At 36.6% G+C, this 25,923-nt stretch carries 22 protein-coding genes; 11 read left to right on the forward strand and 11 right to left on the reverse strand.

Going from position 1 to position 25,923, the window contains the following annotated elements:
- Nucleotides 1-174: 174 nt before the first annotated feature.
- Entirely contained in the window at nt 175-1,566 is a 1,392-nt protein-coding gene (fumC, locus tag AAFN87_RS10140; protein WP_347790948.1) for a class II fumarate hydratase, read from the reverse strand.
- Nucleotides 1,567-1,863: 297 nt separating this feature from the next.
- On the opposite strand from fumC, the gene AAFN87_RS10145 reads away from it, so the two are divergent.
- Both AAFN87_RS10145 and AAFN87_RS10150 read left to right on the forward strand, forming a co-directional pair.
- Complete coding sequence (locus AAFN87_RS10145) at nt 1,864-3,111, forward strand: amidohydrolase (RefSeq protein ID WP_347790949.1); 1,248 nt, start codon at nt 1,864-1,866, stop codon at nt 3,109-3,111.
- On the forward strand, nt 3,108-4,319 hold the full coding sequence (locus AAFN87_RS10150) for an amidohydrolase (protein WP_347790950.1): 1,212 nt from the start codon (nt 3,108-3,110) through the stop codon (nt 4,317-4,319). Before AAFN87_RS10145 ends, AAFN87_RS10150 begins: the two co-directional genes overlap by 4 nt.
- Nucleotides 4,320-4,404: 85 nt before the next feature.
- Here AAFN87_RS10150 and AAFN87_RS10155 read toward each other — a convergent pair whose 3' ends face one another.
- Complete coding sequence (locus tag AAFN87_RS10155) at nt 4,405-4,716, reverse strand: hypothetical protein (RefSeq protein WP_347790951.1); 312 nt, start codon at nt 4,714-4,716, stop codon at nt 4,405-4,407.
- A 101-nt stretch (nt 4,717-4,817) separates the two neighbouring features.
- Entirely contained in the window at nt 4,818-5,372 is a 555-nt protein-coding gene (locus AAFN87_RS10160; RefSeq protein WP_347790952.1) for an SLOG family protein, read from the reverse strand.
- Nucleotides 5,373-5,494: 122 nt separating this feature from the next.
- Between AAFN87_RS10160 and AAFN87_RS10165 the strand changes: the two genes are divergently transcribed.
- Complete coding sequence (locus tag AAFN87_RS10165; protein WP_347790953.1) at nt 5,495-6,289, forward strand: alpha/beta fold hydrolase; 795 nt, start codon at nt 5,495-5,497, stop codon at nt 6,287-6,289.
- A 287-nt stretch (nt 6,290-6,576) separates the two neighbouring features.
- Here AAFN87_RS10165 and AAFN87_RS10170 read toward each other — a convergent pair whose 3' ends face one another.
- From AAFN87_RS10170 to AAFN87_RS10180, 3 genes are all read right to left on the reverse strand, one after another.
- Nucleotides 6,577-7,137: an AAA family ATPase gene (locus tag AAFN87_RS10170; RefSeq protein WP_347790954.1), complete on the reverse strand. Its 561-nt coding sequence runs from the start codon at nt 7,135-7,137 to the stop codon at nt 6,577-6,579.
- Between the two features lie 83 nt (nt 7,138-7,220).
- Nucleotides 7,221-8,411 carry an ornithine--oxo-acid transaminase gene (locus AAFN87_RS10175; RefSeq protein ID WP_347790955.1) on the reverse strand — a complete coding sequence of 397 codons (1,191 nt, stop codon included), beginning with the start codon at nt 8,409-8,411 and terminating at the stop codon, nt 7,221-7,223.
- A gap of 129 nt (nt 8,412-8,540) precedes the next feature.
- Entirely contained in the window at nt 8,541-9,710 is a 1,170-nt protein-coding gene (locus tag AAFN87_RS10180) for an MFS transporter (RefSeq protein ID WP_347790956.1), read from the reverse strand.
- A gap of 496 nt (nt 9,711-10,206) precedes the next feature.
- On the opposite strand from AAFN87_RS10180, the gene AAFN87_RS10185 reads away from it, so the two are divergent.
- On the forward strand, nt 10,207-10,815 hold the full coding sequence (locus tag AAFN87_RS10185) for a histidine phosphatase family protein (RefSeq protein ID WP_347790957.1): 609 nt from the start codon (nt 10,207-10,209) through the stop codon (nt 10,813-10,815).
- A 73-nt stretch (nt 10,816-10,888) separates the two neighbouring features.
- Here the strand turns inward: AAFN87_RS10185 and AAFN87_RS10190 are convergent, their stop codons facing one another.
- Nucleotides 10,889-12,088: a YbfB/YjiJ family MFS transporter gene (locus tag AAFN87_RS10190; RefSeq protein WP_347790958.1), complete on the reverse strand. Its 1,200-nt coding sequence runs from the start codon at nt 12,086-12,088 to the stop codon at nt 10,889-10,891.
- Between the two features lie 506 nt (nt 12,089-12,594).
- Here AAFN87_RS10190 and AAFN87_RS10195 point away from each other — a divergent pair.
- The 4 genes from AAFN87_RS10195 to AAFN87_RS10210 are packed head-to-tail and all read left to right on the forward strand — an operon-like array spanning nt 12,595 to nt 15,907.
- A complete protein-coding gene (locus AAFN87_RS10195; RefSeq protein WP_347790959.1) occupies nt 12,595-13,608 on the forward strand; it encodes an ABC transporter substrate-binding protein in 1,014 nt (337 codons plus the stop codon).
- A gap of 18 nt (nt 13,609-13,626) precedes the next feature.
- The gene (locus tag AAFN87_RS10200; RefSeq protein ID WP_347790960.1) at nt 13,627-14,616 is read left to right on the forward strand and encodes a FecCD family ABC transporter permease; all 990 of its coding nucleotides are present in this window, start codon (nt 13,627-13,629) and stop codon (nt 14,614-14,616) included.
- A complete protein-coding gene (locus AAFN87_RS10205; RefSeq protein ID WP_347790961.1) occupies nt 14,616-15,395 on the forward strand; it encodes an ABC transporter ATP-binding protein in 780 nt (259 codons plus the stop codon). Before AAFN87_RS10200 ends, AAFN87_RS10205 begins: the two co-directional genes overlap by 1 nt.
- Before the next feature lie 11 nt (nt 15,396-15,406).
- Nucleotides 15,407-15,907 (forward strand): pyridoxamine 5'-phosphate oxidase family protein, encoded by a 501-nt coding sequence (locus tag AAFN87_RS10210; RefSeq protein ID WP_347790962.1) that lies wholly within the window; start codon nt 15,407-15,409, stop codon nt 15,905-15,907.
- 452 nt (nt 15,908-16,359) lie between these two features.
- Here the strand turns inward: AAFN87_RS10210 and AAFN87_RS10215 are convergent, their stop codons facing one another.
- The gene (locus AAFN87_RS10215; RefSeq protein WP_347790963.1) at nt 16,360-17,622 is read right to left on the reverse strand and encodes an L-lactate MFS transporter; all 1,263 of its coding nucleotides are present in this window, start codon (nt 17,620-17,622) and stop codon (nt 16,360-16,362) included.
- 1,048 nt (nt 17,623-18,670) lie between these two features.
- Complete coding sequence (locus AAFN87_RS10220; protein WP_347790965.1) at nt 18,671-18,973, reverse strand: hypothetical protein; 303 nt, start codon at nt 18,971-18,973, stop codon at nt 18,671-18,673.
- 277 nt (nt 18,974-19,250) lie between these two features.
- On the opposite strand from AAFN87_RS10220, the gene AAFN87_RS10225 reads away from it, so the two are divergent.
- Together AAFN87_RS10225 and AAFN87_RS10230 are read left to right on the forward strand one after the other, a co-directional pair.
- Nucleotides 19,251-20,588, forward strand: coding sequence for a TrkH family potassium uptake protein (locus AAFN87_RS10225; protein WP_347790966.1), 1,338 nt, complete (start codon nt 19,251-19,253; stop codon nt 20,586-20,588).
- 24 nt (nt 20,589-20,612) lie between these two features.
- A complete protein-coding gene (locus tag AAFN87_RS10230; protein ID WP_347790968.1) occupies nt 20,613-21,281 on the forward strand; it encodes a potassium channel family protein in 669 nt (222 codons plus the stop codon).
- A gap of 75 nt (nt 21,282-21,356) precedes the next feature.
- Here the strand turns inward: AAFN87_RS10230 and AAFN87_RS10235 are convergent, their stop codons facing one another.
- On the reverse strand, nt 21,357-23,123 hold the full coding sequence (locus tag AAFN87_RS10235) for an ABC transporter ATP-binding protein (protein ID WP_347790969.1): 1,767 nt from the start codon (nt 23,121-23,123) through the stop codon (nt 21,357-21,359).
- A complete protein-coding gene (locus AAFN87_RS10240; RefSeq protein WP_347790970.1) occupies nt 23,110-23,883 on the reverse strand; it encodes a MerR family transcriptional regulator in 774 nt (257 codons plus the stop codon). The genes AAFN87_RS10235 and AAFN87_RS10240 overlap by 14 nt, the downstream gene beginning before the upstream one ends.
- A gap of 426 nt (nt 23,884-24,309) precedes the next feature.
- On the opposite strand from AAFN87_RS10240, the gene AAFN87_RS10245 reads away from it, so the two are divergent.
- Nucleotides 24,310-25,911: a Na/Pi cotransporter family protein gene (locus AAFN87_RS10245; RefSeq protein WP_347791449.1), complete on the forward strand. Its 1,602-nt coding sequence runs from the start codon at nt 24,310-24,312 to the stop codon at nt 25,909-25,911.
- Nucleotides 25,912-25,923: the final 12 nt, after the last annotated feature.

The raw sequence follows: 25,923 nt of genomic DNA on the forward strand, positions 1-25,923 counted from the left end.
TTTTTTCCTCTAAAAGACTGCTTAGATAAATAATTCAGCCAATTAGATAAATAACTACTCACATTTGATAAATAACTATAGTAATTAGATAAATTAATAAGAGACGCTTTCGCCCGAGGGGCTTCAGCAGCTTGTCGGGGCTAAGCAGGGCGCTTGCGCTTTTCTTAGCAAAATCTACTCTACATTCGGATAAATCATAGTAGCAGGGTCTACGTATTCGTCGTATTGCTCTTCGGATAATAACCCGGAAGCAAGTGCTGCTTCTTTTAACGTAGTGCCTTCTTTATGTGCTTTCTTCGCAATAGCGGCCGCATTTTCATAGCCGATATATGGATTAAGTGCTGTTACGAGCATTAATGAGTTGCGTAAATTTGCATCGAGTACTTCTTTGTTCGGTTCAATTCCTACTGCGCAGTTATCGTTAAAGCTTTGCATCGCGTCGGCAAGTAAACGTATTGATTGTAGGAAGTTATAGATGATAACAGGTTTAAATACATTCAATTCAAAGTTCCCTTGAGAAGCTGCAAAACCAATTGTCGCATCGTTGCCGAATACTTGGCAAGCGACCATTGTCATTGCCTCAGATTGTGTTGGATTTACTTTTCCTGGCATAATTGAAGAACCTGGCTCATTTTCCGTAATCGTAATTTCACCTATGCCGGAGCGTGGTCCTGATGCTAACCAGCGTACATCGTTAGCAATTTTCATTAAATCTGCTGCTAGTGCTTTTAGTGCCCCGTGTGCAGTTGTCACTTCATCATGCGACGTTAATGCATGAAATTTATTTTCTGCTGTCACAAATTTTTTGCCTGTATAGATTGCGATTTCTTGTGCAACCATTTCTCCAAATTTAGGATGTGCATTAATCCCCGTACCTACCGCTGTACCACCAATGGCAAGCTCATGCATAAATTCGGCCGTCACTTGAATCATTTTCTCGGACTTTACTAGCATATGTGCCCAACCTGATATTTCTTGACCTAAAGTAAGCGGCGTAGCGTCTTGTAGATGGGTACGACCGATTTTAATAATATCGTTAAATGCTGTGGATTTTGCTTGAAGTGTAGCTTTTAATACATTTAATTTCGGCAATAAATAGTCATCCACTGCTAAAACTGCAGCAACATGTAATGCTGTTGGGAATGTATCGTTGGAGCTTTGTGATTTGTTCACATCGTCATTAGGGTGTACTGTTTCCTCAGAATTTTGTTCTTGCAAAATTTGATTTGCGCGGAACGATAACACTTCATTTATATTCATATTCGATTGTGTACCAGAGCCGGTTTGCCATACAACAAGAGGGAATTGATCATCCCATTTGCCTGTTAATACTTCGTCAGCTGCTTGCACAATGGCGTTTACTTTTGCATTAGAAAGCTTGCCTAATTTTTGATTTGCTAATGCAGCAGAGCGCTTTAAAATTGCAAAAGCGCGGATGATTTCAATCGGCATTTTTTCAGTTCCAATTTTAAAGTTTTCTAAGCTGCGTTGTGTTTGGGCTTTCCATAGCTTATTAGCCGGCACTTTAATTTCACCCATTGTATCTTTCTCGATACGGAATTCCATTTTTAAATCGCTCCTTTATACAAACTTTAAAAGGGTACCTTACTATAATAGTTTTGCCTAATGGACAAAATGACAAACCTTACAAAAAGATTTGCTATTTCATCGGACATAGCATTTGGCAATTAATATTACCGCAAAGAAAAAACTAAATATTTCGCGATAACGAAGATCTTTGCAAGTAAATATTTTTCTAGTCTTTCAATATAGGTTAAGTGACAGATTTATATTCAAAATAGTATGATAATAAGGTAATGCGTAAATTTTTACTACATATGAGAGAGACAGGGAGGGATTGGAATGACAGCATTGTTATTAAAAAGAGTAAGACTAGAAGAATCTTTTGAATATACTAATGAACAAATTGTAGCTACGAATACAGGGATTTATGATGTGCTCATTACTAATGATGTTATAACGGAAATTGCACCACAAATAGAAGTGGCTGATGATATTGAAGTCTTTGATGCACAATGTCAGCTATTGTTACCTGCATTCCGTGAAATGCATATCCATCTAGATAAAACGTATTTTGGTGGTGAGTGGCAAGCGCCGAGTATTGCGACAAATGGTATTCAAACGAGAATAGACGAAGAAAAGATACTATTACCAAAGCAATTGCCTACAGCCGCGTTTCGTGCTGAAAAAATTGTGCAAATGTTAATTGCGCAAGGTCATACACATATCCGTTCACATTGTAATGTAGATCAGCAAATTGGTACAAAGCATGTGGAGCTTGTGAAGGAAGTATTAGAAAAGTACAGAGGGCAAATTACATATGATATTGTAGCTTTTCCTCAACACGGTTTATTAAAATCGGAAGTACTACCATTAATGAAAGAGGCAATGCAACTTGGTGCAACTTTAGTTGGCGGGGTTGATCCGGCAACAGTTGACCGCGATATTGAACGTTCGTTGCAACAAATGATGGATATTGCGGTTGAATATAATGCTGGTGTAGATATTCATCTACATGATGGCGACACTTTAGGTGCATTTGAAATTAAAAAATTAGCTGCTTTAACAAAAGAGGCAGGAAAACAAGGACATGTAACGGTTAGTCACGCCTTTGCTTTAGCTGGACTAGAACAATCACCTTTAAACGAGCTAATCGCACAAATGGCAGAAGTGCAAATGGATGTTACATCGACTGTCCCTATAGGGCTAAAATCTAACACTATTCCGATTCCCTATTTATGGGAAAATGGCATTCGTGTATCAGTGGGACATGACAGTTTAGTTGATCATTGGTCTCCATTTGGCACAGGCAATACAATTACAAAATTAAATATTTTAGCAGAACGATTCCGCTATATTGATGAATACTCAATAAATCGTACTTGGAAATATGCTTCGGGAGGAATTACGCCATTAAATGATGCCGGTGAAAGAGTATGGCCAAAAGTAGGGGATGCAGCGAATATGCTACTTCTTGATGGGGTGAGTACGGCGCATGTTGTCGCACGTAGATGCCCTATTACTACGGTTATTTCTAACGGTAATATTATTCATCAAAGTTCAATCGAATTAAAGGGGGTATATCGATGAACTATTGGCTAACGAATGTGCGATTAGAAACAGGGGAATACGAAAAGGATAACGGCACAATCGGTACAAAGGTTGAGTCGTTTCATCTTGAAATACTAAACGGTACAATACAGCAAATTTGTTCTGCTACTGAACCTTTACCACAAAAAGCGGAGCAAGTAGATATGCAGGGGAAATTACTGCTACCAGCGTTTAAAGAAATGCATAATCATTTAGATAAAACGTATTTATCTCAACCTTGGAAAGCGACAATTCCATCGAAAAATTTACAACATCGCTTAGACATGGAGGCAGCGGAATTATCCATTTTAGCTAAAACAGGTAAAGAACGTGCGATGACTATGATTGATTTAATTTTACGTAACGGGGCAACGCATATTCGTACGCATGTTAATATCGACCCGTATATTGGGTTGAAAAATCTTGAAGGTGTTCTGGCAGCTTTAGAACATTATAAAGATGTTGTAACCGCTGATATCATTGCATTTCCACAGCACGGATTATTACGTGACGATGTACCAAGCTTAATGAGAGAAGCATTACGAAATGGTGCGACGATGGTAGGGGGATTAGATCCAGCTGGTATTGATCTTACAATTGAGCGTTCACTGTATACAGTAATGGACATTGCGAATGAGTTCGATGTAGATGTTGATATACATTTACATGACGGTGGACAAGTTGGGTATTACACAGTGGATAAATGGATAGATATTGTAGAGCAGGCAAATTACAAAGACAGAACAGCAATTAGCCATGCTTTTTCATTAGGAGATGTGTCAGTAGGAGCACAACAAAAAATTGCAGAACGCTTAGCGGCACAGCAAGTTAAGATTATGTCGACTGTCCCGATTAGTATGGGGCGTAATATCCCACCGATTGATTTATTAACAAAGTATGGTGTTGATGTTCATTTCGGCTGTGATGGCTTTTATGATAGCTGGAGCCCACTCGGTTCAGGTGATATTTTAGAAAAGGCGACAAGATACGCAGAAATTTCCCACAAAAGTAACGAGCGGGCTTTACGAAATACGCTTCGTTACATTACAAATGGAATTACTCCGCTAACGCAAGACGGGAAATATGCTTGGCCAAATATAGGGGACGAAGCAAGCTTTGTATTAATGAATGCGGCGTCATCAGCAGAAGTTGTTGCGCGTAGACCATTAGAACGAGTTGTTATTTCAAAAGGGAAAATTATAGAATAATAGCTCGCCTCAAAAAATTAATACAAACACCACTTCTTATCAATCGATTATTGATGAGTGAGTGGTGTTTTGTCACTCAAACGTATTAAATGAGCTTCACGTAAAAATCCTGTCCGTTATTAATACCGACAATTTCAGTATTTTTTTCAGTTTTGTAATATTCGTCGATCTGCTTGGCGAGGCTTGAATGTCCGTTGAAATACGTTCCTTGTTCAATTTTTTTTGCTACATTATGAAATTCAAAATATATTTTTGTGTCTTCTGACATTCGCTCTACAATTTGTGCAAAGTCGGCTACTGGAATATGCACGCCCCGCGTATAACGACATTCTCTTCGATAAGTGTCATGCGTAACGTTCACCGGCTCCTGCGCTACGATCATCTTGATTTTCTCCATCACGATTAGCCCCTTTCCAGATGTTCAAATCCTATTTTTCTTATCATTATATCAAAAAAGCCTGAGATTTAATCTGAAAATTTAGCTTATTTAGAAAAAGATTACCAATCGCCTCGTTGTATTTCTTCCGCAATTACTTGTAAATCGTACGCATTAATAGTGAATAACTCGTAAGCGTGCTGCTCCATGAATTTTTTCGCTAAATTAAGTACATATTTTGGTGATGCTTCGTTCTCTTCATCATATACGAGAAGCATTCCATCAGTATTATTAATAATAAATTTATCCTTTTCTATAAATTGCCAAGGTGCTTCGTAAGGGCGTTTTGTCACGCTTGTAACGAAGTTTGCCTGTGCAATCATTCCCATATATTGTTCCTGCTTGTGTTCATTCCAATTTTTTTCTTGTTCTAAAAAAGGGGTAATAACCGAGTATTTTAAATCAGGATAATCTGCCTGCAATAAGAGTACAGTTTCGGTAGCCCACAATTCAACGCCAAGCTGTCCGCTAACTACTACCCATTCAAGTCCATCATCGGCAAGGTTCCGTAACTTTTCTTCAAGTGCCTTTTTAATAATAGCTACCCCAGGATGCTGATCATTAAATATACCCAGTTCATGAGGACGATAGCCTGTTACGTAAATAGTTTTAATCATAAATGTGTCTCCTTTGTGATGAAAATCCGATGTTTTTGTAGTATTTTTATTGTTTGATGCAGAGAAATTGAAACTTTTTTAATATAAAATCGTAAAAACTATTAGGAAGTATTTATTTTGAGGTGTTTTATATTTTATATCATAAAGTGTTTAAACATGATACGAGCAAGACATGGGTTATGTTTGTCCATGGTGCTGGTGGAAGCTCGTCAATTTGGTTTAAACAAATAAGAGAGTATAGAAAATATTTTAATATTGTATTATTAGATTTGCGCGGACATGGACAATCTAAAAAATCGTTTCTCGAGAAAAAAGAGTATACGTTTGAAATGGTGTCTTCAGACATTATAGAAGTAATGAATTATTTAAAAGTTGAAAAAGCGCATTTTGTTGGTATTTCCCTCGGCACAATTTTAATTCGTAATTTAGCTGATAAATACCCAGAGCGCATTCAGAGTATGGTACTTGGTGGAGCTGTTATTCGCATTACACCTAAACTAAATATTCTATTGAAAATGGCAAATGCGTTAAAGCATTATGTACCATATATGTGGCTGTACCGTTTTTTAGCGTGGATATTGATGCCAAGAAATACTCATAAGCAGTCACGGAATTTGTTTGTGCAAGAGGCGAAAAAAGTACAACAAAAGGAGTTTTTACGTTGGTTTAAGCTAACTTCTTCCGTTGCTTCGATTTTACTGAAGTATGGTGAACGTGATACGAATATCCCGACATTGTATGTAATGGGAGCACAAGATTATATGTTTTTATTACCAGTTCAAGAGATTGCGAAGAGCTTTAAGCTTAATGAATTAGAGGTTATTGAAAATTGCGGACATGTATGCAATGTTGACCAACCAAAATTATTTAATGAATTGTCGATTCAATTTATTGTCAGGCAACAGATATATACATAAAGCTAGGCTGTTACTTTTGCAATCTAATTCCAATCAAGAATTTCGAAAAAACATTTATGTAGAGAGACGTATAAAGTGAATCTTCAATTAGTGGGGGGGTCCTTCTCCCCTACTGATTGTTAGATGAACCAATCGGGCTTTTACTGGCAGTTGATCCCCACTTAGAAATTTTAGTTTTGCTTAACTTCTTAAAGTGGGGGGCTTACTGCCCGTTAATCTGCGATAAGTCACAACAAATGGCTTATACGCCTCAGTTGAATAGAGCGCATGCAGTGACATCACACACTTTATATAAAAAAATGTATAGTAATTTTTTCTGCTACCTCACTAGCGGATAAGTTTGTATTATTTATTTTTAAATAATTTTTATGCTTAAAGTCGCCTTCAATCGAATTTAACCGATACTTCTCTGTAGATTTTAGCAGGTCTTGATCTGACCATTGTAAATCTCTTTTGGAAGGCTTATGCTCTAAACGATTTGGTGTACGGTTTCGTGTTAATCTTTCCTCAACTGTCGCTTCAAGTTCTACAAAATACACTTCTATATTGTTTGATTCAAAAAACGTCGTCACTTTTTGCACATAATCTAAATCGGATTGCAAATTATAAGCAAGTACATATGTAAATATTAACCCTTCTAAATCGCTTTTAGCAGCCTCTTCAAAAATAGATTGCCGAAACAGCTTAATTAAATGTTTGCCTTCTTTTGAATGATAGTCAAATATTTGTGTGACTAAATCGATCGTCATATGATTGTGGAACAATTTCATATTTGTACGTTTTGCAAGTTCTTGGCCAACAGTCATTTTACCTACTGCTTGTGGTCCTAATATCCAAATGAATTTCATAAGTGTTCCTTTCTTTTTTGAATTAAAAATTTGTTTTATAAAAACAGCCTGCCAACTTAAACGGGCAAGCTGTTTTGATGAATCTATGAAAATACCGCTTTTATTTGCTCCATCGCCCAATCGAGTTCTTCTTTTTTGATAATAAGCGGTGGGGCGAAGCGAATAACCGTATCGTGTGTTTCTTTACATAATAAGCCGAGCTCCATTAATTTTTCGCAATAAGGGCGAGCGGATGTGTGTAATTCCAAACCAATTAATAAACCGCGACCACGCACTTCCTTAATGGCAGGGTGTTCGATTTTGCGAAGTTCCTCTTGGAAGTAATCACCAATGCCGAGTGAACGTGCAACTAAATTTTCTTCTTCTATAACCTCGAGTGCAGCAATCGATACTGCACATGCAAGTGGATTACCGCCAAAAGTCGAGCCGTGTGAACCCGGGTTAAACACACCTAAAATATCACGGTTTGCGGCAACACAAGAAATCGGGAATACGCCACCACCGAGTGCCTTACCTAAAATCAACATATCCGGTACAATATCTTCCCACTCATAAGCAAACATTTTCCCAGTACGGGCTAAGCCACTTTGAATTTCGTCCGCAATAAACAGTACATTGTGTTCCTCGCATAACTGTTTCGCAGCCTTTAAAAATCCAACTGGAGGGATAATGATACCCGCTTCACCTTGTATTGGCTCAACGATAAATGCTGCTGTATTTGGTGTGATAGCTTTTTTTAATGCCTCAATGTCACCATATGGAACTAAGCTAAAGCCAGGTACGAGTGGACCAAATCCTCTTTGATATTCTGCTTCGGATGATAGAGAAATAGCTGCAAGTGTACGCCCGTGGAAATTCCCTTCACAAGCGATAATATGTGCACTATTTGCTTCAATGCCTTTTACGTCATATGCCCATCTTCGAGCAGCTTTTATAGCCGTTTCAACTGCTTCTGCACCTGTGTTCATCGGTAACACCATTTCTTTATTCGTTAATTTACTCATTTTTTCATACCACGGTCCAAGCTGGTCGGAATGGAAAGCACGTGAAGTTAACGTCACACGAGCAGCTTGTTTGTTCAATGCATCGATAATTTTAGGATGGCAATGCCCTTGATTCACTGCCGAGTACGCCGATAACATATCCATGTATTGATTGCCTTCAGGATCTTTTACCCACACACCTTCTGCTTCAGCAATTACAACCTGAAGCGGGTGATAGTTATGGGCACCATACTTTTCTGTTTGTGCAATAATCTGTGTTGAATTCGTCATGAAAAATCCCCCTTTATTATTGAAAATTAATCAATAAAAACCATTTATTATAAGTATAGCGTATTAAAAATAATGATTCCAAGAAAGGCTCGGAGCAAAAAAAAAAAAAACAGTGGCAAGCACTGTTTTTTATCGCATATAATTTTTAGGTTGTTTCCAAAATATAGCCATAATGAGGCCGAGTACAAGGACAACTGTTGCGAAATAGTATGGATAGTTTAAATCGATGTCGAATAAAACACCGCCGATAATTGGACCGAAAATATTCGCAAGGCTCGTAAACATCGAGTTCATTCCACCAACAAATCCTTGTTCATTACCAGCTATTTTAGATAAATAAGAGGTAATAGCAGGGCGAATAAGATCGAAACCGGCAAAAACTAAAAATGTCGTAATTAGTATTGTGGCATAAGAATTAACAATCGTCATTAAAAACACAAGCAATGCTGAGAATGCTAAACAATAACGAATAAGGACAATTTCACCTAACCGTTTTGTCAGACCATCAAAAAATACCACTTGCCCTATAGCACCAATAATTGCACCACCTGTAATAACAATCGCGATATCTTTAGGTGTAAAGCTAAACTTGTGATCGACAAATAAGCTAAATAACGACTCGAACGCGGCTAAGCCAAATGATGATACAAAAATAAGAATAAACGCGATGAAGTACATTGGTACAAAAATACGACGGAAGCCAGATGCTTGTTTTGATACTGTTTCTTCCTCTATTCTACGTTCTGGTTCTTTTAATAATACAATCGATAAAATTGCTGCTAGAGTACCTAACAAAGCAGCTGCAAAGAACGGGACGCGTGTGCCGATTTCCGCTAAAAATCCGCCAATCCCTGGCCCTATTATAAATCCTGTGCTAATGGCCGCAGACATAAAGCCTAGTGCTTTCGGGCGTGACGCCATAGTAGTAATATCTGCAATAAACGCCGTTACAGCAGGCATAATAAACGCAGCACTTACTCCGCCTAACATACGTGAAATAAAGAGTACGGAGACCGTTTCTCCAATCCCGAATAGCAACTCCGAGAAGCCAAAAATAAAAAGCCCCATAACGATCATAATCTTTCGACCGTATTTATCAGCCCATTTTCCAGCAATTGGTGACACGATCAATTGTGTAATCGCAAACGCTGCGACCATATAACCAACAACTGAACCACTCATATTCAATTCATTCATGATCGTAGGTAGTACAGGAATAACAAGCCCAATTCCTAAAAATGCGATGAACAAGTTCGTAAGTAAAATTCCTAAGGTGACTTTTGTTTCTTTCGTTAACATATTTTTCTCCTATATATAAATTTATTATTGTCCTATATAAAAATAAACCGTATAGCTACTATAGGGTCAATGGTTTTGCTTCATTTATAGTTAAGTTTTGTTATTTTAATTTAATTTAAGCTGTTATGTCTATAATATACTTCCTCGTTTATCTTATCTGCAAAATTTTTCAATATTTATAGACATTTTAGGTGATAAACATGATAGAATTAATTGAATTTTTAAACAATACTATGTGTATTTCGCTGTTGATAAAGGCGCAAATAGTTCTACTTTCCGTAGGCGAACGGACAAGCCTTTCGCGCAAATACTGCATTGTGCGGTCCGCTTTCTATGAAAGACTATACTATTTTCGCTTATTATAATTTTGCTGAAATAATAAATCATGTAATTAGCAGAGCCGAAATAAATAATATTTAAACCGTATGAATGTTTTAAGGAACGAGTTTTATTAAGGAATATACCAATTGAACATTTTATAAATGGGGGATAAAAGATGAAGTTATTTTTAATTAGACATGGCCAATCTGAAGCAGACTTACTACAAGTTCATGAAGGAAGAGCTGATTTTAACTTGACAGAGCTAGGTGTTCAGCAAGCAAATAAATTAGCAACTTTTATTGCAAATAAATATGATATAGACTTAATAATTTCGAGCCCGTTAAAAAGAGCCTATCAAACCGCTGAAATACTTCAGTTACAATGCCAATGCGACTTTGAAATTGAAGCAGATTTAATGGAATATAATAACGGTGTATTAGCTGGGCTGCCGAGAAAAGAAGCTCTAGTAAAGTACCCTTTGCCAGAAGGGGGACGACCTTTACACGTGGCCATTAAAGACGGAGAATCAATGCTTCAATTTCGTTACAGGGTAGAGAATGCTGTACATATGATTTTATCTCAGTATAAGCATTTAGAGACGATTGCAATAGTAGCACACGGTGGTACTATCAATAATCTATTGAATATCTTACTAGGGAAGACTTTAGTAGATAATCATATTTTTTATACAGGTGATACCGGCCACCATTTACTAGAGTTGCGTTCTAATGAAACAAGAATTCACTATTTGAATTCCCTAGAACATTTAACGAGTTTGATTTAAATATCCTAAATATTCTCTGCTAAGAAAAAAGCATAATATCAACATGAGTGATTACTAGAGGGGAGAGCTCGCATCAAACACGAGCTCTTTCCTTTTCTCGTATAATATCTTCAGCAACTTGTCGCTGATCACTCCACCATTTACCAACAACTAAAATGACTAGTGCCAGTGCAACAATAGCACCTGCAAAAAGAAGGGGAGCTTTAAAGCTATTGAAATGCGCCTCGAATTTACTTGCTAAAATTGGTCCGACAATTTGTCCAAGCGCATAAAATGTTGTTAAAATCGATACGATCGTACCGCTTTGATTCGGGAAAAGCTGTCGTGCGTAACCTGTTGACATCGTCACTAGACCAACGAACGTCATCCCGAATAAAAATGCAGATAAAAAAACGCCCCATGCCGTTTGTGAAAACACAGGAAGTACAATTCCAATTACTTGAAGAATGTATGCAATTGACATTGCTTTTATGGGTGAAAGCTTTGTCATGAGTGTTACCCAGATTGGCGCGGATGGTACTGCAGCAAGCCCTGCCACTACCCAACTATAGCCTGCATAAGCGCGCAAGCCTTCAATATTATAAATAATATCTACTAAAAACGTGCCGGTAATTATATAGCCTAGTCCTTCTAAGCCATATGCGAGGATTAGCCATGGCATAAAACCTTTCCAAATATTTGTATCGCCTGACTTTTCAATTTTTTCACCGTCCTGCACAGTAATGCGTCGCCATAAAAATAACGTCGTGCATAAAAATAATGCCGATAAAGCACCGAGCCCAATCCACGTACCTTGCCATGATACGAAGCTTTCTAAAAACGGTACTACTAGCCCTGAAATTGCAATACCAAGTCCAATTCCACTAAATAAAAAGCCTGACCAGCGCGTTAGTAAATGAGTTGCTAAATAATCCATAATAATGCTTGATGTTAACACGAAAATAAAACCGCCTGTCGCTCCGGCAATAAAGCGCAGCAGTATCCATAGAACGAATGAGTGTGTTAACCCCATGACAATAATGGAGATAACATTAATAAGCACATTTGCCATCAAAAAATTCTTTTTCTTTTTGTAAATAAAGCCAGCCCCTAATGCTCCAACGAAATAGCCAATATAGTTACTCGATGCAAGCCAGCCGCCTACTTCCAATGAAAAACCTTCATCATCCCGCATAAACGGTAAAATAGGTGTGAACGCAAAACGACTAATCCCCATCGCCACTACTAGAAATAAAATTCCCCCAAATAACACTCCTGCATGTTGACGTGACATAAATTCTCCCCTAACTATGTAAAATTCCCTTTTATACATTATTTTAACATTCTGAAAATAAATATGTATAATTACTGTACTAATAATTCAATATTTCCTAACTAGCGCGGACGCTACGCACATTTAATGTGCCAGGGTACATTATGTAAGAGCGCTCCAAAACCTACTTTAAAATATTAAAGAAAGACATAGTTAGGTACGCGTTTATTAATTGTGTTGCTCAAGTGAGATCGCATCAACTTAATTTGTTTATAAAAAATTCCTCTGTATATATTCATGCAGAGGAATTATTTTTATTACTTAATAACACGCATTTTAATTATATTAATATAGTTAAAAAATCGTATTTATAACTATATGAAATAGATTAATAGCCCCGCTTAAAAATCTTATTATGAAATAATTGCAGACAATAAATTAATAAATTATAGATTGACATTAAAAATCTTTGAAATATAATTGAAAATGATTATCATTATCAAGATATCGTACAGGAGGAATTAGTGTTGAGAAAATTATTAGTACTACTTGTTTGTAGTGTGCTGTTTTTAGCTGCTTGTTCAGGGAAAGAAGCGGAGCCTGCTGATTCAAAAACAGGGGACATGGTCAAGAAGCAAGACCAATCAACAAAGAAAGACCAGCAAGAGGGTACAGTAGATGAAAATGCGTTGACACTTGAAAATGATGGAGTGGACGAAGCAAAATTCCAAGAGTTATTAGCGACGTTACCGGCAGAAAAACCAGAGCGCATCGTAGTCACTTCAGTTCCATTAACAGAAATGCTGTATTTATTAGGTGTGGATCCTGTAGGAGTACCGACATCGACAAATCCAATTCCAGAAGCATTCAATAGCATCACACAAATTGGTTCACCTATGACACCTGATTTAGAAGTCATTACAAATTTAGAAACAGATTTATTAATTGGTGCAAAGTCATTACAATCTTCTCTTGAAAAGAATTTAGAAAGTTTGGATTTAACAACTGCATATTTACCAACAGATTCATTTGAAGATCTAAAACTAAGCTTTAAAGTTTTAGGTACATATTTTGGGAAAGAAGACAAAATGAATGAAGTATTAGAAAATATTTTAGCGAAAGAAAATGAGTTAATGAAGTTAGCTGAAGGGAAAGAATTACCGAATGTTTTACTTATGATTGGGACATCTGATTCGTTCATGGTAATGAGTGAAAATTCATATTTAGGTAGCCTAATAAAACGATTAGGTGCAGAAAATATTGCGACAACGGACTTGAAGGTAGATGCAACCTATTCAGCAGTAAATTTAGAGGATATCGTGATTTCTGATCCGGATATCATTTTAGTATTAGCTTCAGGTGATCACGGAGCAAATGAAGAAAAGTTCCAGCAAGAAGTAGCTAAAAATGATGCATGGACAAAATTATCTGCGTACCAAAATGGACAAATTCACATTTTAGAATACGACGTATTCGGTGTGACGTCGATTATGAATGTAGACAATGCATTGACGAAAGTGTCGGAATATTTTATCAAATAAGAGGGGTTTGTTGCAATCATGGTTAATACAGCAAAAGGTCGTGCAATCATCATAATCACATTTTGCGTCATGCTAATTGCTGCTGTGATTGCTATTGGTTTAGGTAGTGTACGTATAGCAGTGCCAGATATTTTAGCGACATTATTTACGGCAGGTAGTGAAACAAAATTTGATACGATTATTTTTGATATTCGTTTACCGCGTGTGTTATTGGCACTAATTATTGGTGCAAACATCGCGATTTCAGGTGCCCTATTGCAAGCGGTAATGGGCAATCCGCTTGCTGATCCTGGTTTGACAGGCGTTACAGCAGGTGCTGCTGCATGTGTACTTGTCATTATGCTCGTTTATCCCGAGTACACTTATTTAGTACCAATTGCTGCCTTTGTAGGTGGTGTGATTTCTGCAGCTTTAGTATATATGCTCGCGTGGCGCCGTACTGGTATTACACCCATTACGATTATTTTATCAGGCGTTGCAGTTAATGCACTGTGTGGTGGGGTTGTCGGTTTTCTATCTATCCTATATAGTGACCGCCTGCCATCAGCCGTACAGTGGTTAAATGGTAGTTTAGCAGCAAAGGGCAATAATGCATTATTTATGGTTTATCCATATGCAATTGTCGGTTGGATTCTATCAATCTTTGCGATTCGTAAGGCCAATATTATTCGGTTAGGCGATCAAGTAGCAGTCAATTTAGGTGAAAATGTAACACGTATTCGTATTGTCCTTTCGTTACTTGCGGTATTTCTAGCAGCGATTTCAGTAGCCGCAATTGGAATGATAGGCTTTGTAGGTCTAATTGTGCCACATATGGCGCGTATGCTTGTCGGCTCAGATTACAAATATATGCTGCCTATGAGCATGATTTTAGGGGCACTCGTGTTGTTACTTGCTGATACCGGAGGACGCACACTATTTGCACCGCTCGATATTCCAGCGGGGATTTTAATGGCGGTCATTGGTGCACCGTATTTCTTATATTTAATGCGTAGGAGGGCGTTCTAATGCTAAAGGTAGACAATGTATCTATTCGCTATGAGCACAAGCAAGTAGTAAGAAATTTTTCATTTCATGTAGCAAGTGGAGACGTTGTTTCAATTATTGGTCCGAATGGTTCGGGAAAGTCCACGCTACTAAAGGCCATTGCCCGTATGTTGCCATATGACAATGGCAGTATTACGTTAAACAATGTCAATATGAAATCAATGAGTTCTAGAGACATTGCCAAAAAGCTTTGTATGCTTAGTCAGCGAAACCAGGCGCCAAACGATATTTCGGTGAAAAATTTAGTTAGCTATGGACGTTACCCGCACAAAAAGTGGTTTGAACGTTTGAATGATGAAGATATGCAAATTGTCGATTGGGCGTTAGAAAAGACACATTTACTGCATTATAAGGACCGACCGATATCAGCTTTATCGGGTGGCGAATCACAACGAGCATGGATTGCAATGGCATTAGCGCAGCGTCCACAAATTTTACTGCTTGATGAACCGACAACCTATTTAGATATTTCACATCAGCATGAAGTATTACAACTAGTGCGGGAATTAAATGAAGAAATGGGTATGACGGTTGTCATGGTACTGCATGATTTAAATCAAGCATCGAGCTATAGCGATCAAATCGTTGTTATTCAAGAGGGTGATCGTAAAGTAACGGGTAGTCCTGATGAAGTAATGACGAAGCAAATGATTCGCGATGTATATAAAATGGAATCTGAAATTCAACATGTTATTTGGGATGACGCACCGCGTATACATTTAGTAAGCGCGGTTAAATAGGAGGAAGAACGATGAAACCAATTAATATTGAGAAAGAACAAGAAAACTTTATAAAATTTATTGAAAACAGGAAGTCATGTGTGCTGAGTATGATAGATGATGAAGGTCAGCCATTCATTAGCAATGCGGCGTTTGTGAAATATGGCGAGGCTTTCTATATTTATATTAGTAGTATTGCTGATCATTTTAACTTTATTAACAATAGTGAGGTCATTAATCTGATGCTTGTTGCAGATGAAAATGAAACACATAATCATTTTGCGACAGAGCGAGCACGATTTAAATGTAAGCCGACGAACCTTGGCAATGAAGGACATGATGAGATATTTGCGGAGTTTGAGAAAGTACATGGCGATAAATTGATGTCGCTATTAAGAACATTAGATTTTTCTCTTTTTGCACTAACTCCAAAAGAAGGGCGTTATGTTGTAGGTTTCGGTAAAGCGTTTAATGTAACGATTTCTGGCACACTATTTGAGCATGTTGTGATTGATAAAAAGAAAGAACAGTAATAAACGTGATTAACATTTACGCATTTTAAAGTAGGTAACCATTTTGAATTTTTTATGAGAAAAAATAACCGTTATTTTCACATTCGGTTGTGACGCCCAACATTCTTAAATGTTTTAATAATCCCTTGATTTGATTTTTCGTCATTATGTTTATCATCACCTCGAGTATTTTTAGCAAGTTAAGAGTAGGATATTTTATCATTAGCCAATATAAGTTGATTGGAGTGGAAGGCGTCACACTCCTGCAGGAACAGCACGAGCGGAAAATCCATTTTTGCGGCAATCTACCGCAAAAATTAGTTGAAGCCGTGCCCGCGGAAAGGGAGCGCCTGGAACGGAAATCAACGGTTTCTTACTATTAAAAGAAAAAAGACCGTAGGCAAACTCAAATTTCTATGAGTTTGTCTACAGTCTGAAGCCTTCTAATTGTAGAAGGCTTGTTAATACAATTTTTAATGAGCTGTTGTAACAGTATTTGAATTGTCTAATGCAGCTTCTTTTTTCTTACGCATTTTAGTAATGTCCGAGCGTAACCAAATTGAAATTCCGAATGCAACGGCAATTAAAATACTAAATACATAGAATACTGGAATATAGCTATTCGTATTTTCTTTAATCGCTGTAACGAGAATTGGACCGAATACGCCACCAAGAGACCATGTTGTTAGTAAATATCCATGAATAACTCCAAGCTGTTTCGTACCGAATAAATCGCTCGCGAATGCTGGTAAGTTTGAGAAACCACCACCGTAGCAACTTACAACTAAGAAAATGAATAACTGGAATAATAGTACATTTGTTGTAAATGGCAATGTTAAAAAGGCGATTAATTGGATGATAAAGAAAATTACAAAAATATTAGAGCGTCCAACATAATCTGATGCAGCTGCCCATATTAATCGACCGCCACCATTGAAAATACCCATTAATCCAACCATTGTCGCAGCTGTGCCGACAGATAGTCCTACGATTTCTTGTGCCATAGGAGAAGCTACAGAAATCATCATAATACCTGCTGTTACGTTAATTAAGTGCATAGACCATAACATCCAGAAATGCTTTGTTTTTACTGCTTGTTTAGCAGACATTTGTGCTAATTCTTTTGTTCCGCCAGTAGCATATTTGCTTACATTTTCTGAACCTTCCACTTGCTTTGGAGGAGCAATATAAAGTGCACCACATGTCATTAAAGTCAGGTAGATAGCTCCTAAAATGAAATATGTATTTGCGATACCGACTGATTCCATCAGGGCAGCTGCTACTGGTGCTGTTAGTAAAGAACCTGCACCAAAACCAAGAACGGCCATTCCTGTTGCTAAACCTCGTCGATCAGGGAACCATTTAACAAGTGTAGAAACTGGCGAAATATAGCCAATCCCCATACCAAGTCCACTTAAAAGACCATAAGTAAGCCAATATAAAATAACCGAATCCATTGAAATTGCGACACCAGCACCGGCTTGTCCTATACCAAATAAAACAGCAGCAATAAGTGCTGATTTTCGAGGACCATTTTTCTCAACAAAATTACCGAAAATTGCAGCAGATGATCCTGCTAACCCCATCATAATTGTAAAAGCAATTGTTACTTCAGTTGCGTTCCATCCCAGTTCATTCATGATTGGATTTTTATACACACTATATGCATAAGCTCCGCCAATAGAAAGGTGGATAGCAACAGCAGATAAAGCGATTAACCAACGATTCTTATTCATTTATTTCTCCCCCGTTCAATTATAAACATCGATTTTGCTATAATTTTCTCCCCTGTGCGAATGTGACTAAAATATGAACGTCCATGAACATAAGTTAACACCGTTTTATTATGTTGCGCAAGTAATTTTTTCTAAACAAATTATTCTCTTTAGGCATGAAAATTGTGTTTAAATAAGAAATTTTATGTGTTTGTGATTTTGTTCACATAAGGCAAAGTGTTGATTTATCAATGTTTTGAAGGGGTTATTAAATGTAAGATGGAAAATTAAGAGGTAATAAAAATAGGGTTAAAAATAGTTGAAATAGAATATCGAAATAATGAAATATTCTACTTGAAACGTAAATTTTAATAAAAAATATAATTTTTTTCTACTTTGTTGGTTGAGTTAAATGGTACGAAAATCCTTTATTACAATAATAGTACAGAAACTGATACAGGATAGTAGAATTTGGAGAATGGTTATGCATTGGAGCGGGTGCGTTTTTTGATGATTTATGTTACAAAAAGGCAAAAAATTGCTATAGCGGAGTTTGTAATTAGGAACTGTTTATAACAGATGTTGAAATAGTCTATTTGTAGAAAATAAACGCTTGAAGAACCATTTTTTATTTATAATATAGAGTGAGTATATCGTTATTTGAATTGAGATTTTTGTTATTTGAAAATATTTTTTAGTAATTTATATCAATAAATAAGTCGCTAAAAACACATGTATAAATATGCGATGTGAAGATGCGTTTTTATAACAAGAGAGGGAGCGCGAATTTTGAAGTTGAAAAAACTGTAGGTAATCGGTGGAGGGAATAAAGCAGACGATTGGGTAGAGTAAGTAGATAGATTTAGTACGGGCCAGATCGTATGGAGTATTCTTTTAACAGTTGGCAAGACCATTAACAATAAAAGATATTATGGAGAGGTGCAGGCATTAATTACTTCTATATTTGGTGTATCGACCGTACATCTAGCTTATTTTCAAAAAGAGTACGTTGAAAAACACCAGTGGTCGAAACATAAAGAATATGCAGAGCTAAGAGAGGAGCAAGGTGCTATTCACTTGAATATTCTAAACGGATAGACGTTTCTTGCCTAAGAGTGACTGAATATATTTCACATAACTCTTCAAGTATAGAAGTTTCAGTACTATATATTTGTAAATCACACTGCTTATATTGGGATGTTATATCATTTAAATATTCCATAATAAACATATAGTCACTATGAATTTCTACCTCTACAAAAAAAGGCAAAGTGACTTCAGTTGGGCAATTAATTCCTCTTCGGATAAAGCATTGCTGTTTAGCGTAATAGCGAATAGGTAATGGACGATTGCTCGCAATAATACATTTCATTTAGAGGTTCCTCCAAATTCTTTCTAAAGATTTATCAAATCCAAATTTATTGCAAAAAAAATACATGGCGGTACCAATAAGTGACAGGCTCCTCCATGATCTTCTCTATTTTTATGTGATACATACTATATCAAATTTTCTACACGTTTGCATTTCATAATTCACTTTCACATCAATCAAAACGCATATTGTTAAAATGTTAAGTATAAACATAAGCTTGTTATATCCATCTACATGATGAGGTGGGATGATTTTAGCTGTTAATAAGGAGCTCATTATGAAAAAAAGAGTAAACAATCTTAATCCTCCCAAAGTTATTGTGCTTGGTTTTGCGATTATTATTCTTATTGGTGCATTCTTATTGACTTTACCAATTGCTACTGAAAATGGAGAAGGACTGTCCGTTGTAAATGCACTATTTACAGCAACTTCAGCTACTTGTGTAACTGGTTTGGTCGTTGTAGATACAGGTGATACATTTTCGTTATTTGGGGAGTTAATCATTTTAGTACTTATTCAAATTGGTGGTCTTGGCTTTATGACATTCGCGACATTTTTGTTTCTAATGTTAAGAAAGAAAATTTCCTTAAAAGAACGCTTGTTATTAAAAGAGGCCTTTAATAATAACTCTCTGGCGGGAATGGTAAAGCTTGTACAGAGAATTTTATTGTTTACGATTAGCATTGAAATAGTTGGTGGTATATTATTGGCAATTCGTTTTTCACATGACATGCCAATGAGGAAAGCTATTTACTTCGGTTTTTTCCACTCGATCTCAAATTTTAATAATGCGGGCTTTGATTTAATGGGGAAATTTAATGGATTAACAACTTACGTAGATGACCCATTTGTCGTGTTTACGATTTGTGCTCTTATTACAATCGGCGGACTAGGATTTATTGTAATAAATGAATTATATGATTATCGTACAACTCGTAGGTTATCATTACATTCAAAAATTGTATTAGTAATGACAGTTTTTTTAACTGTTGGTGCAACGATTTTTATTTTCATATTTGAATTTAATAATAGTAAAACACTCGGTCCTTTATCCGAAACGGGCAAAATATTAGGCTCTTTTTATCAAGCTGTAGCACCGAGAACAGCGGGCTCAAATACCTTATCCATTGGAGATTTAACGCATTCTACGTTATTTTTAATTATTTTTCTTATGTTTGTTGGAGCGGGCTCAGGTTCGACAGCTGGTGGTATTAAAATAACAACCTTTGCCTTATTAATAGCAACGGTGTGGTCACAATTAAGAGGAAAAGAAGATGTAGTGTTATTTAGACATAGAATAGTGGCAGAGACGATTCTAAAAGCAATGACAGTAGCTTTTTGTGGTTTGAGTATAGTTGTTGCCGTTACAATGCTGCTAAGTATAACGGAAAGAGGGCATGACTTTATTGTATATTTATTTGAAGCAACTTCGGCATTCGGTACTGTAGGTCTGTCAATGGGGTTAACCCCTGAGCTGTCGTCATTAGGACGCATAATTATTATTTTAGCAATGTTTGCAGGGAGACTCGGTCCTTTAACAATTGCGTATTCCATAGCAAAACGTCGGAAATCAGCGAACTTCCATCACCCGAATGGGGACTTAATGATTGGTTAATGATTTATAAGGAGTGAATGAAAGATGACAGTTAAAGACTATGCAGTTATAGGATTAGGCAGATTTGGAATGGGAGTTGCTAGTAAATTATATGAAGCCGGGCAACAAGTATTAGGGATTGATATTAATGAAGAACGTGTGGAAGATGCAGAATTTTTTTTGACGCATGCAGTAGTCGCCGACACGACTGAAGAAAAAGCTTTGCATGCTATAGGTATAAGGAATTTTGACTGTGTCGTTGTAGCGATTGGAAATGATATGCAATCAAGTATTTTAACTGTTTCCTTATTAAAGGAGCTTGGAATTAAAAGGATTATTGCCAAAGCTCTTGGAAAACGACATGGCCAGGTGCTCGAGAAGGTTGGCGCAGATTGGATTATTTATCCCGAACGAGATATGGGGGAACGTGTTGCCAATCAGCTTCTTTCGCCAAACATGTTAAACTATATAGAATTATCGAAGGAACATAGTATTGAAGAAATAATGATTCCTGCGAAAATGGCCAATAAAAGCTTGAGAGATTTAGATATTCGTGCGAAATATAATGTTAGTGTTATTACCATTTTAAAGAATGGCAATATTATCATTTCTCCTTCACCTGATCAAATTATTGAACAGGGGGACATTCTAGTTATGATAGGGAACAAAAATGACCTTGCAAAGTTTTCATCTATAGAGAATGCTTCAAAATAAAACATTAAAGGCGGCGTCTAATAAAAGTTTAGACGCCGCCTTTGTTTCGCTATGCGATGATAATTATAGGTGAATTTAGGTAATGGAAATTTGGCCATATGAAGGGTTTTTCAATTGTTGATTTGCTAATTTTTGATATAAAGTATGATCTTCAAATAATTCGGCATGTTTTCCAACTCCAGTGATTGTGCCGTTTTCCAATACTACAATTTGGTCTGCATTTAGCACGGTAGAAAGTCGGTGTGCAATAACAAGTGTTGTGCGGTTAGCCATTAATTGTTGCAGTGCCTTTTGAACAAGTAGCTCTGACTCACTATCTAAATTAGATGTAGCTTCATCTAATAGAAGGATTTTAGGATTGCGGATGAGCGCTCTTGCAATAGCAATTCTTTGCCGCTGACCACCAGAAAGCTTCATGCCACTTTCACCAACCTCAGTATTAATTCCATTTGGTAACTTTCCGATAAACTCTAGTGCATTTGCTTGCTGTAAAGCGTGTTGAATCTCGTGATTGGTAACAGCATTCTCTAAGCCGTATAAAATATTTTCTTTAATTGTCCCAGACATTAAAGGACTTTCTTGTGACACGTAGCCGAACTGGCTACGCCAAGATAATAAATTGAACTCTTGAATATTTACTTGACCAAGCATGATTTCTCCTGAGCTAGGCGAATAAAAACGCTCAAGAAGGGAGAATAGCGTTGTTTTACCACTACCACTCGGTCCGACGAAAGCTGTCATTTTCCCTGTAGGAATAGTTAAATTAAGCTGCTTAATAATAGTGTTTTCTTTATAGGCAAATGATACATTGCGGAAAGTAATCGGTTGTTGTGCATTTGTTACTTCGAGTTTAGATGCATGTGTTTCACTTTCAATAGCGAGAATTTCTTGTATTCTTTCCGTTGCTCCAAGCGCTTTTTGTAGCTCAGTAAAGAAAGAGGCCATTTGTGTGAACGGCACAACAATTTGGAACATATAAATAATGATTGCGACAAGTGCACCTGCTGTTAACGCGCCAGAAGCAACTTGCACGCCTCCGTAGCCAATTAATATAACGAGAACGAGCATCATCACAAATGTCATAAAAGGTGATATAAAAGCTTGTATTTTCGCTTCCTTTAGTCCAAATTCGAACAGATTTCGGATGTTTTTATTGCCATAAGAGCTTTCAGTTTGTTCAGCATGAAACGCTTTGACAAGTCGAATATTCGATAAAACACGCCCGAGATTACCAGAGAAATTAGCCATCTCATCTTGAGTGGAAGTCGCAATTTTATATATTCTCTGACCTAATGGTAATATGATCAAAATCGACAACGGTACCGAAATAAGCATAATGACAGTCATTTTCCAATCGATGAGCAAAAGGAAAATAATAGAGCCTATTATTGAAATAATACCTGTGAAAAACGTAATTAAATGCTGAGTAATCAGTGTCTTAACTATATTTGTATCTTGCGTAATTCTACTCATTGTTTCCCCAGATTGTTGTGCATCGAAAAACGGCACTGGTAGACGTAACACATGCTGCCATAATCGACTTCTAATAGAGGAGACAATCGACTCACCAACATATGTCATAAAATAAAAGGACAGCCCTGAAAATACAGTTTGCACAATTAACATGGCTGCAAGTAACAGCATAAAGGAAACATTGAAAGCTGAATTAGCTAATTGATCTACTAAATTCATCGTAAATAAAGGGACAAGCAAACTAGCGATCGTTTCGATTAATCCTAAAACAATAGCTAAAAAAACAATCCATTTTGGAGCATTCGCAGTTTTCACAAGCAAAACAAAGTTTTTCCAGTGCGCCATTTTTTGCTGATCAATCTTCTCCATGTATATTCACACCTTTTTTGTCCAAATAATATTGCAGTACTTGTGTTATCCATTCCTCTTCCTTTTGGGAAAAAGGAGACGGGAAGAGCTCTGTGCTATTATCCATTTCGATGTCAATCTCTTGATTGCCTAATTCTTGAACAAGTTCTATCGTGCCTGGGTATACTTCTAATGCCAAAGCAAAATATTGCTCAATAAGTGCTTGTACTGAAGTGCTTGTAGGATCTTGCCCAGAAGCTGTTTTTAGCTCATTTATCAGTTGAGCCATTTTGCTATTTAGCTCCATTTGTTTTTCCTCAGATAAACTGTACATCTCATCTACAGCATCTTTTGGAAAATAGTTTTTTAACCATACCTTTTGTTCGTCTTCTTTATGGATGTTGTGAATAAGTGTCATAAAAACATTGGCATTGACTGTGCCTTGCTCTTCCATCATAAATAGTGCATGGTCGAGTGCACGGATTACACGGTCAAGGTGTTCTCTTTTTTGTATCATCTCTTGCTTTTGAAATTGTAATGACTCTTGCAAATCCCAATCATGTAAATGTATTAATTCGTGAATTTTTTCTAATGAATAACCTAAAAATTTGAGAGTAACAATTTTTTGTAGCTGAATAATATTTGCGTCAGAATAATAACGACGTCCAGCATTCGATATGAACGTCGGTTTTAATAAATCTATTTCATCATAATAATGCAATGCCCGAATCGTAATACCGGTTTTTTTTGCAAATTCGCCAATTGAATATTTTGCAGACATTTAACTACCTCCCAGCGTTGTTTTATTTTGTTCTTACCTATTATTGTAAAAGCTAACGTAACGTGAGAAGCAAGTGAAATATAAATATTTTTTCTAAGTAGGAGCAATAAAACTCCCACCAAGTTGGAATGCTAACAAGAGTGAAAGTAAAGATTGAGCAAAGGTGTGAGAGGAGAATGAGGCTAATCGCATGTTAGTAATTAGTAATAAAGGAATGAGTGGAACAATATACCTTTCAATGCTACTCGACATTAGGATGCACTGGAAAATATGTCGATTATATGAATGTATTGTAAAGGTATTGTTAACATTTATTTAACGCATTGTAAACAGTGTTTACATATGGGGATTATCTATTGATAATAAGGTCTGAAAGGTCTGACATCAAGGGAAGGGTTGAGATTTTTAGAGATGAACATACAAGAAATGATTTTCCAATTTCTAGGTGGACTTGGGCTGTTCTTATTTGCAATTAAATATATGGGAGATGGCCTTCAAAAAGCAGCAGGGGATCGCCTTAGAGATATTTTAGATAGATTTACGACGAATCCATTAATGGGTGTATTAGTAGGTATCGTAGTAACCGTATTGATTCAATCGAGTTCAGGTACAACGGTTATTACAGTTGGTTTAGTAAGTGCTGGTTTCATGAAATTGCGTCAAGCGATTGGTGTAATAATGGGAGCGAATATCGGTACAACAGTTACAGCGTTTATTATTGGTATTGATGTAGGGGCATATGCTTACCCTATTATGGCAGTTGGTGCTATCTGTTTATTTTTCTTTAAAAAGAGCACGATTCAAAATATTGGACAAGTATTATTTGGTTTTGCGGGCTTGTTTATCGGCTTAGAGCTTATGAGCGGAGGTATGGAGCCATTACATGATTGGCAACCATTCTTAGATCTAACTGTACGAATGGCTGACATTCCGATTTTAGGGGTAATAGTAGGGACAATTTTCACATTTATTGTACAATCTTCTTCTGCAACTATAGGTATTTTACAAGGGTTATATTCAGAAGGGCTAATTTCGCTGCAAGGAGCATTACCAGTCCTATTCGGAGATAATATAGGTACGACAATTACAGCAATATTAGCAGCTTTAGGGACATCTGTTGCAGCAAGACGCGTAGCTGCAGCGCACGTATTATTTAATATTATCGGAACAGTTATTTTTATGATTTTCCTTGGTTTATTTACAAACTATGTAGAATGGATTAGTTCTTTATTAGGTTTAGAACCAAAAATGCAAATTGCCTTTGCTCACGGTACATTTAACTTATTCAATACTCTAATACAATTACCTTTCATCGGCGTTTTAGTTTATGTTGTAACAAAGCTAATCCCTGGGGAAGATTCTGTAATTGAGTATAAACCAAAATATTTAGATCCTACTTTGATTACGAAATCACCTTCTGTAGCACTTGGTCAAGCAAAAATGGAAGTTGTTCGTATGGGTGAATATAGCATCCAAGGTTTAGAAGAAACGTTGCATATATTAAAGACAGATGACATGAAAGCTGTTGCTACAGTTGCGCAAATAGAGGAAGCAATAAATAATTTAGATCGAAAATCAACAGAATATTTAGTAGAGCTTTCAAAACAATCATTATCAGGTGCAGACTCACATGTACACCATGCATTATTTGAAAATATTCGTGATATTGAACGAATTGGTGACCATGTTGAAAATATCGTTGAGCTACTTCAATATAAAGATTCCCATCGTGTTCGTTTAAGCGATCAAGCATTTGAAGAGCTGCAAGAAATGTTCGTGCTAACAATGGAAACCGTGAAAATGTCTATTGAGGCTTTAGAAAAACGAGACAAATCATTAGCAAAAGTAGTATTAGAAAAAGAAGTTGAAATTGATGTAATGGAGCGCAAATTGCGCAAATTACACATCAATCGCTTAAACGAAGGCATATGCGTAGGATCTGCTGGAATTGTTTTTGCGGATATCGTGAGTAATTTAGAGCGAATTGGCGACCATGCATCTAATATTGCAGAATCGGTCATTATTTAAAGTAATGGTACT

Origin of the sequence: Solibacillus sp. CAU 1738, assembly GCF_039888725.1 — a bacterium.
In the GTDB taxonomy this organism is placed as follows: domain Bacteria; phylum Bacillota; class Bacilli; order Bacillales_A; family Planococcaceae; genus Metasolibacillus.

Bases quoted from the DNA above. Each gene is read 5' to 3' on its own strand.
- AAFN87_RS10230 (WP_347790968.1), top strand. From the start codon at position 20,613: ATGACAGTTAAAGACTATGCAGTTATAGGATTAGGCAGATTTGGAATG.
- AAFN87_RS10175 (WP_347790955.1), bottom strand. From the start codon at position 8,411: ATGACGAATTCAACACAGATTATTGCACAAACAGAAAAGTATGGTGCC.
- AAFN87_RS10245 (WP_347791449.1), top strand. From the start codon at position 24,310: ATGATTTTCCAATTTCTAGGTGGACTTGGGCTGTTCTTATTTGCAATT.
- AAFN87_RS10240 (WP_347790970.1), bottom strand. From the start codon at position 23,883: ATGTCTGCAAAATATTCAATTGGCGAATTTGCAAAAAAAACCGGTATT.
- AAFN87_RS10200 (WP_347790960.1), top strand. From the start codon at position 13,627: ATGGTTAATACAGCAAAAGGTCGTGCAATCATCATAATCACATTTTGC.
- AAFN87_RS10190 (WP_347790958.1), bottom strand. From the start codon at position 12,088: ATGTCACGTCAACATGCAGGAGTGTTATTTGGGGGAATTTTATTTCTA.
- AAFN87_RS10210 (WP_347790962.1), top strand. From the start codon at position 15,407: ATGAAACCAATTAATATTGAGAAAGAACAAGAAAACTTTATAAAATTT.
- fumC (WP_347790948.1), bottom strand. From the start codon at position 1,566: ATGGAATTCCGTATCGAGAAAGATACAATGGGTGAAATTAAAGTGCCG.
- AAFN87_RS10170 (WP_347790954.1), bottom strand. From the start codon at position 7,137: ATGAAATTCATTTGGATATTAGGACCACAAGCAGTAGGTAAAATGACT.
- AAFN87_RS10185 (WP_347790957.1), top strand. From the start codon at position 10,207: ATGAAGTTATTTTTAATTAGACATGGCCAATCTGAAGCAGACTTACTA.
- AAFN87_RS10145 (WP_347790949.1), top strand. From the start codon at position 1,864: ATGACAGCATTGTTATTAAAAAGAGTAAGACTAGAAGAATCTTTTGAA.
- AAFN87_RS10215 (WP_347790963.1), bottom strand. From the start codon at position 17,622: ATGAATAAGAATCGTTGGTTAATCGCTTTATCTGCTGTTGCTATCCAC.
- AAFN87_RS10205 (WP_347790961.1), top strand. From the start codon at position 14,616: ATGCTAAAGGTAGACAATGTATCTATTCGCTATGAGCACAAGCAAGTA.
- AAFN87_RS10150 (WP_347790950.1), top strand. From the start codon at position 3,108: ATGAACTATTGGCTAACGAATGTGCGATTAGAAACAGGGGAATACGAA.
- AAFN87_RS10155 (WP_347790951.1), bottom strand. From the start codon at position 4,716: ATGGAGAAAATCAAGATGATCGTAGCGCAGGAGCCGGTGAACGTTACG.
- AAFN87_RS10180 (WP_347790956.1), bottom strand. From the start codon at position 9,710: ATGTTAACGAAAGAAACAAAAGTCACCTTAGGAATTTTACTTACGAAC.
- AAFN87_RS10220 (WP_347790965.1), bottom strand. From the start codon at position 18,973: ATGAAATGTATTATTGCGAGCAATCGTCCATTACCTATTCGCTATTAC.
- AAFN87_RS10225 (WP_347790966.1), top strand. From the start codon at position 19,251: ATGAAAAAAAGAGTAAACAATCTTAATCCTCCCAAAGTTATTGTGCTT.
- AAFN87_RS10160 (WP_347790952.1), bottom strand. From the start codon at position 5,372: ATGATTAAAACTATTTACGTAACAGGCTATCGTCCTCATGAACTGGGT.
- AAFN87_RS10235 (WP_347790969.1), bottom strand. From the start codon at position 23,123: ATGGAGAAGATTGATCAGCAAAAAATGGCGCACTGGAAAAACTTTGTT.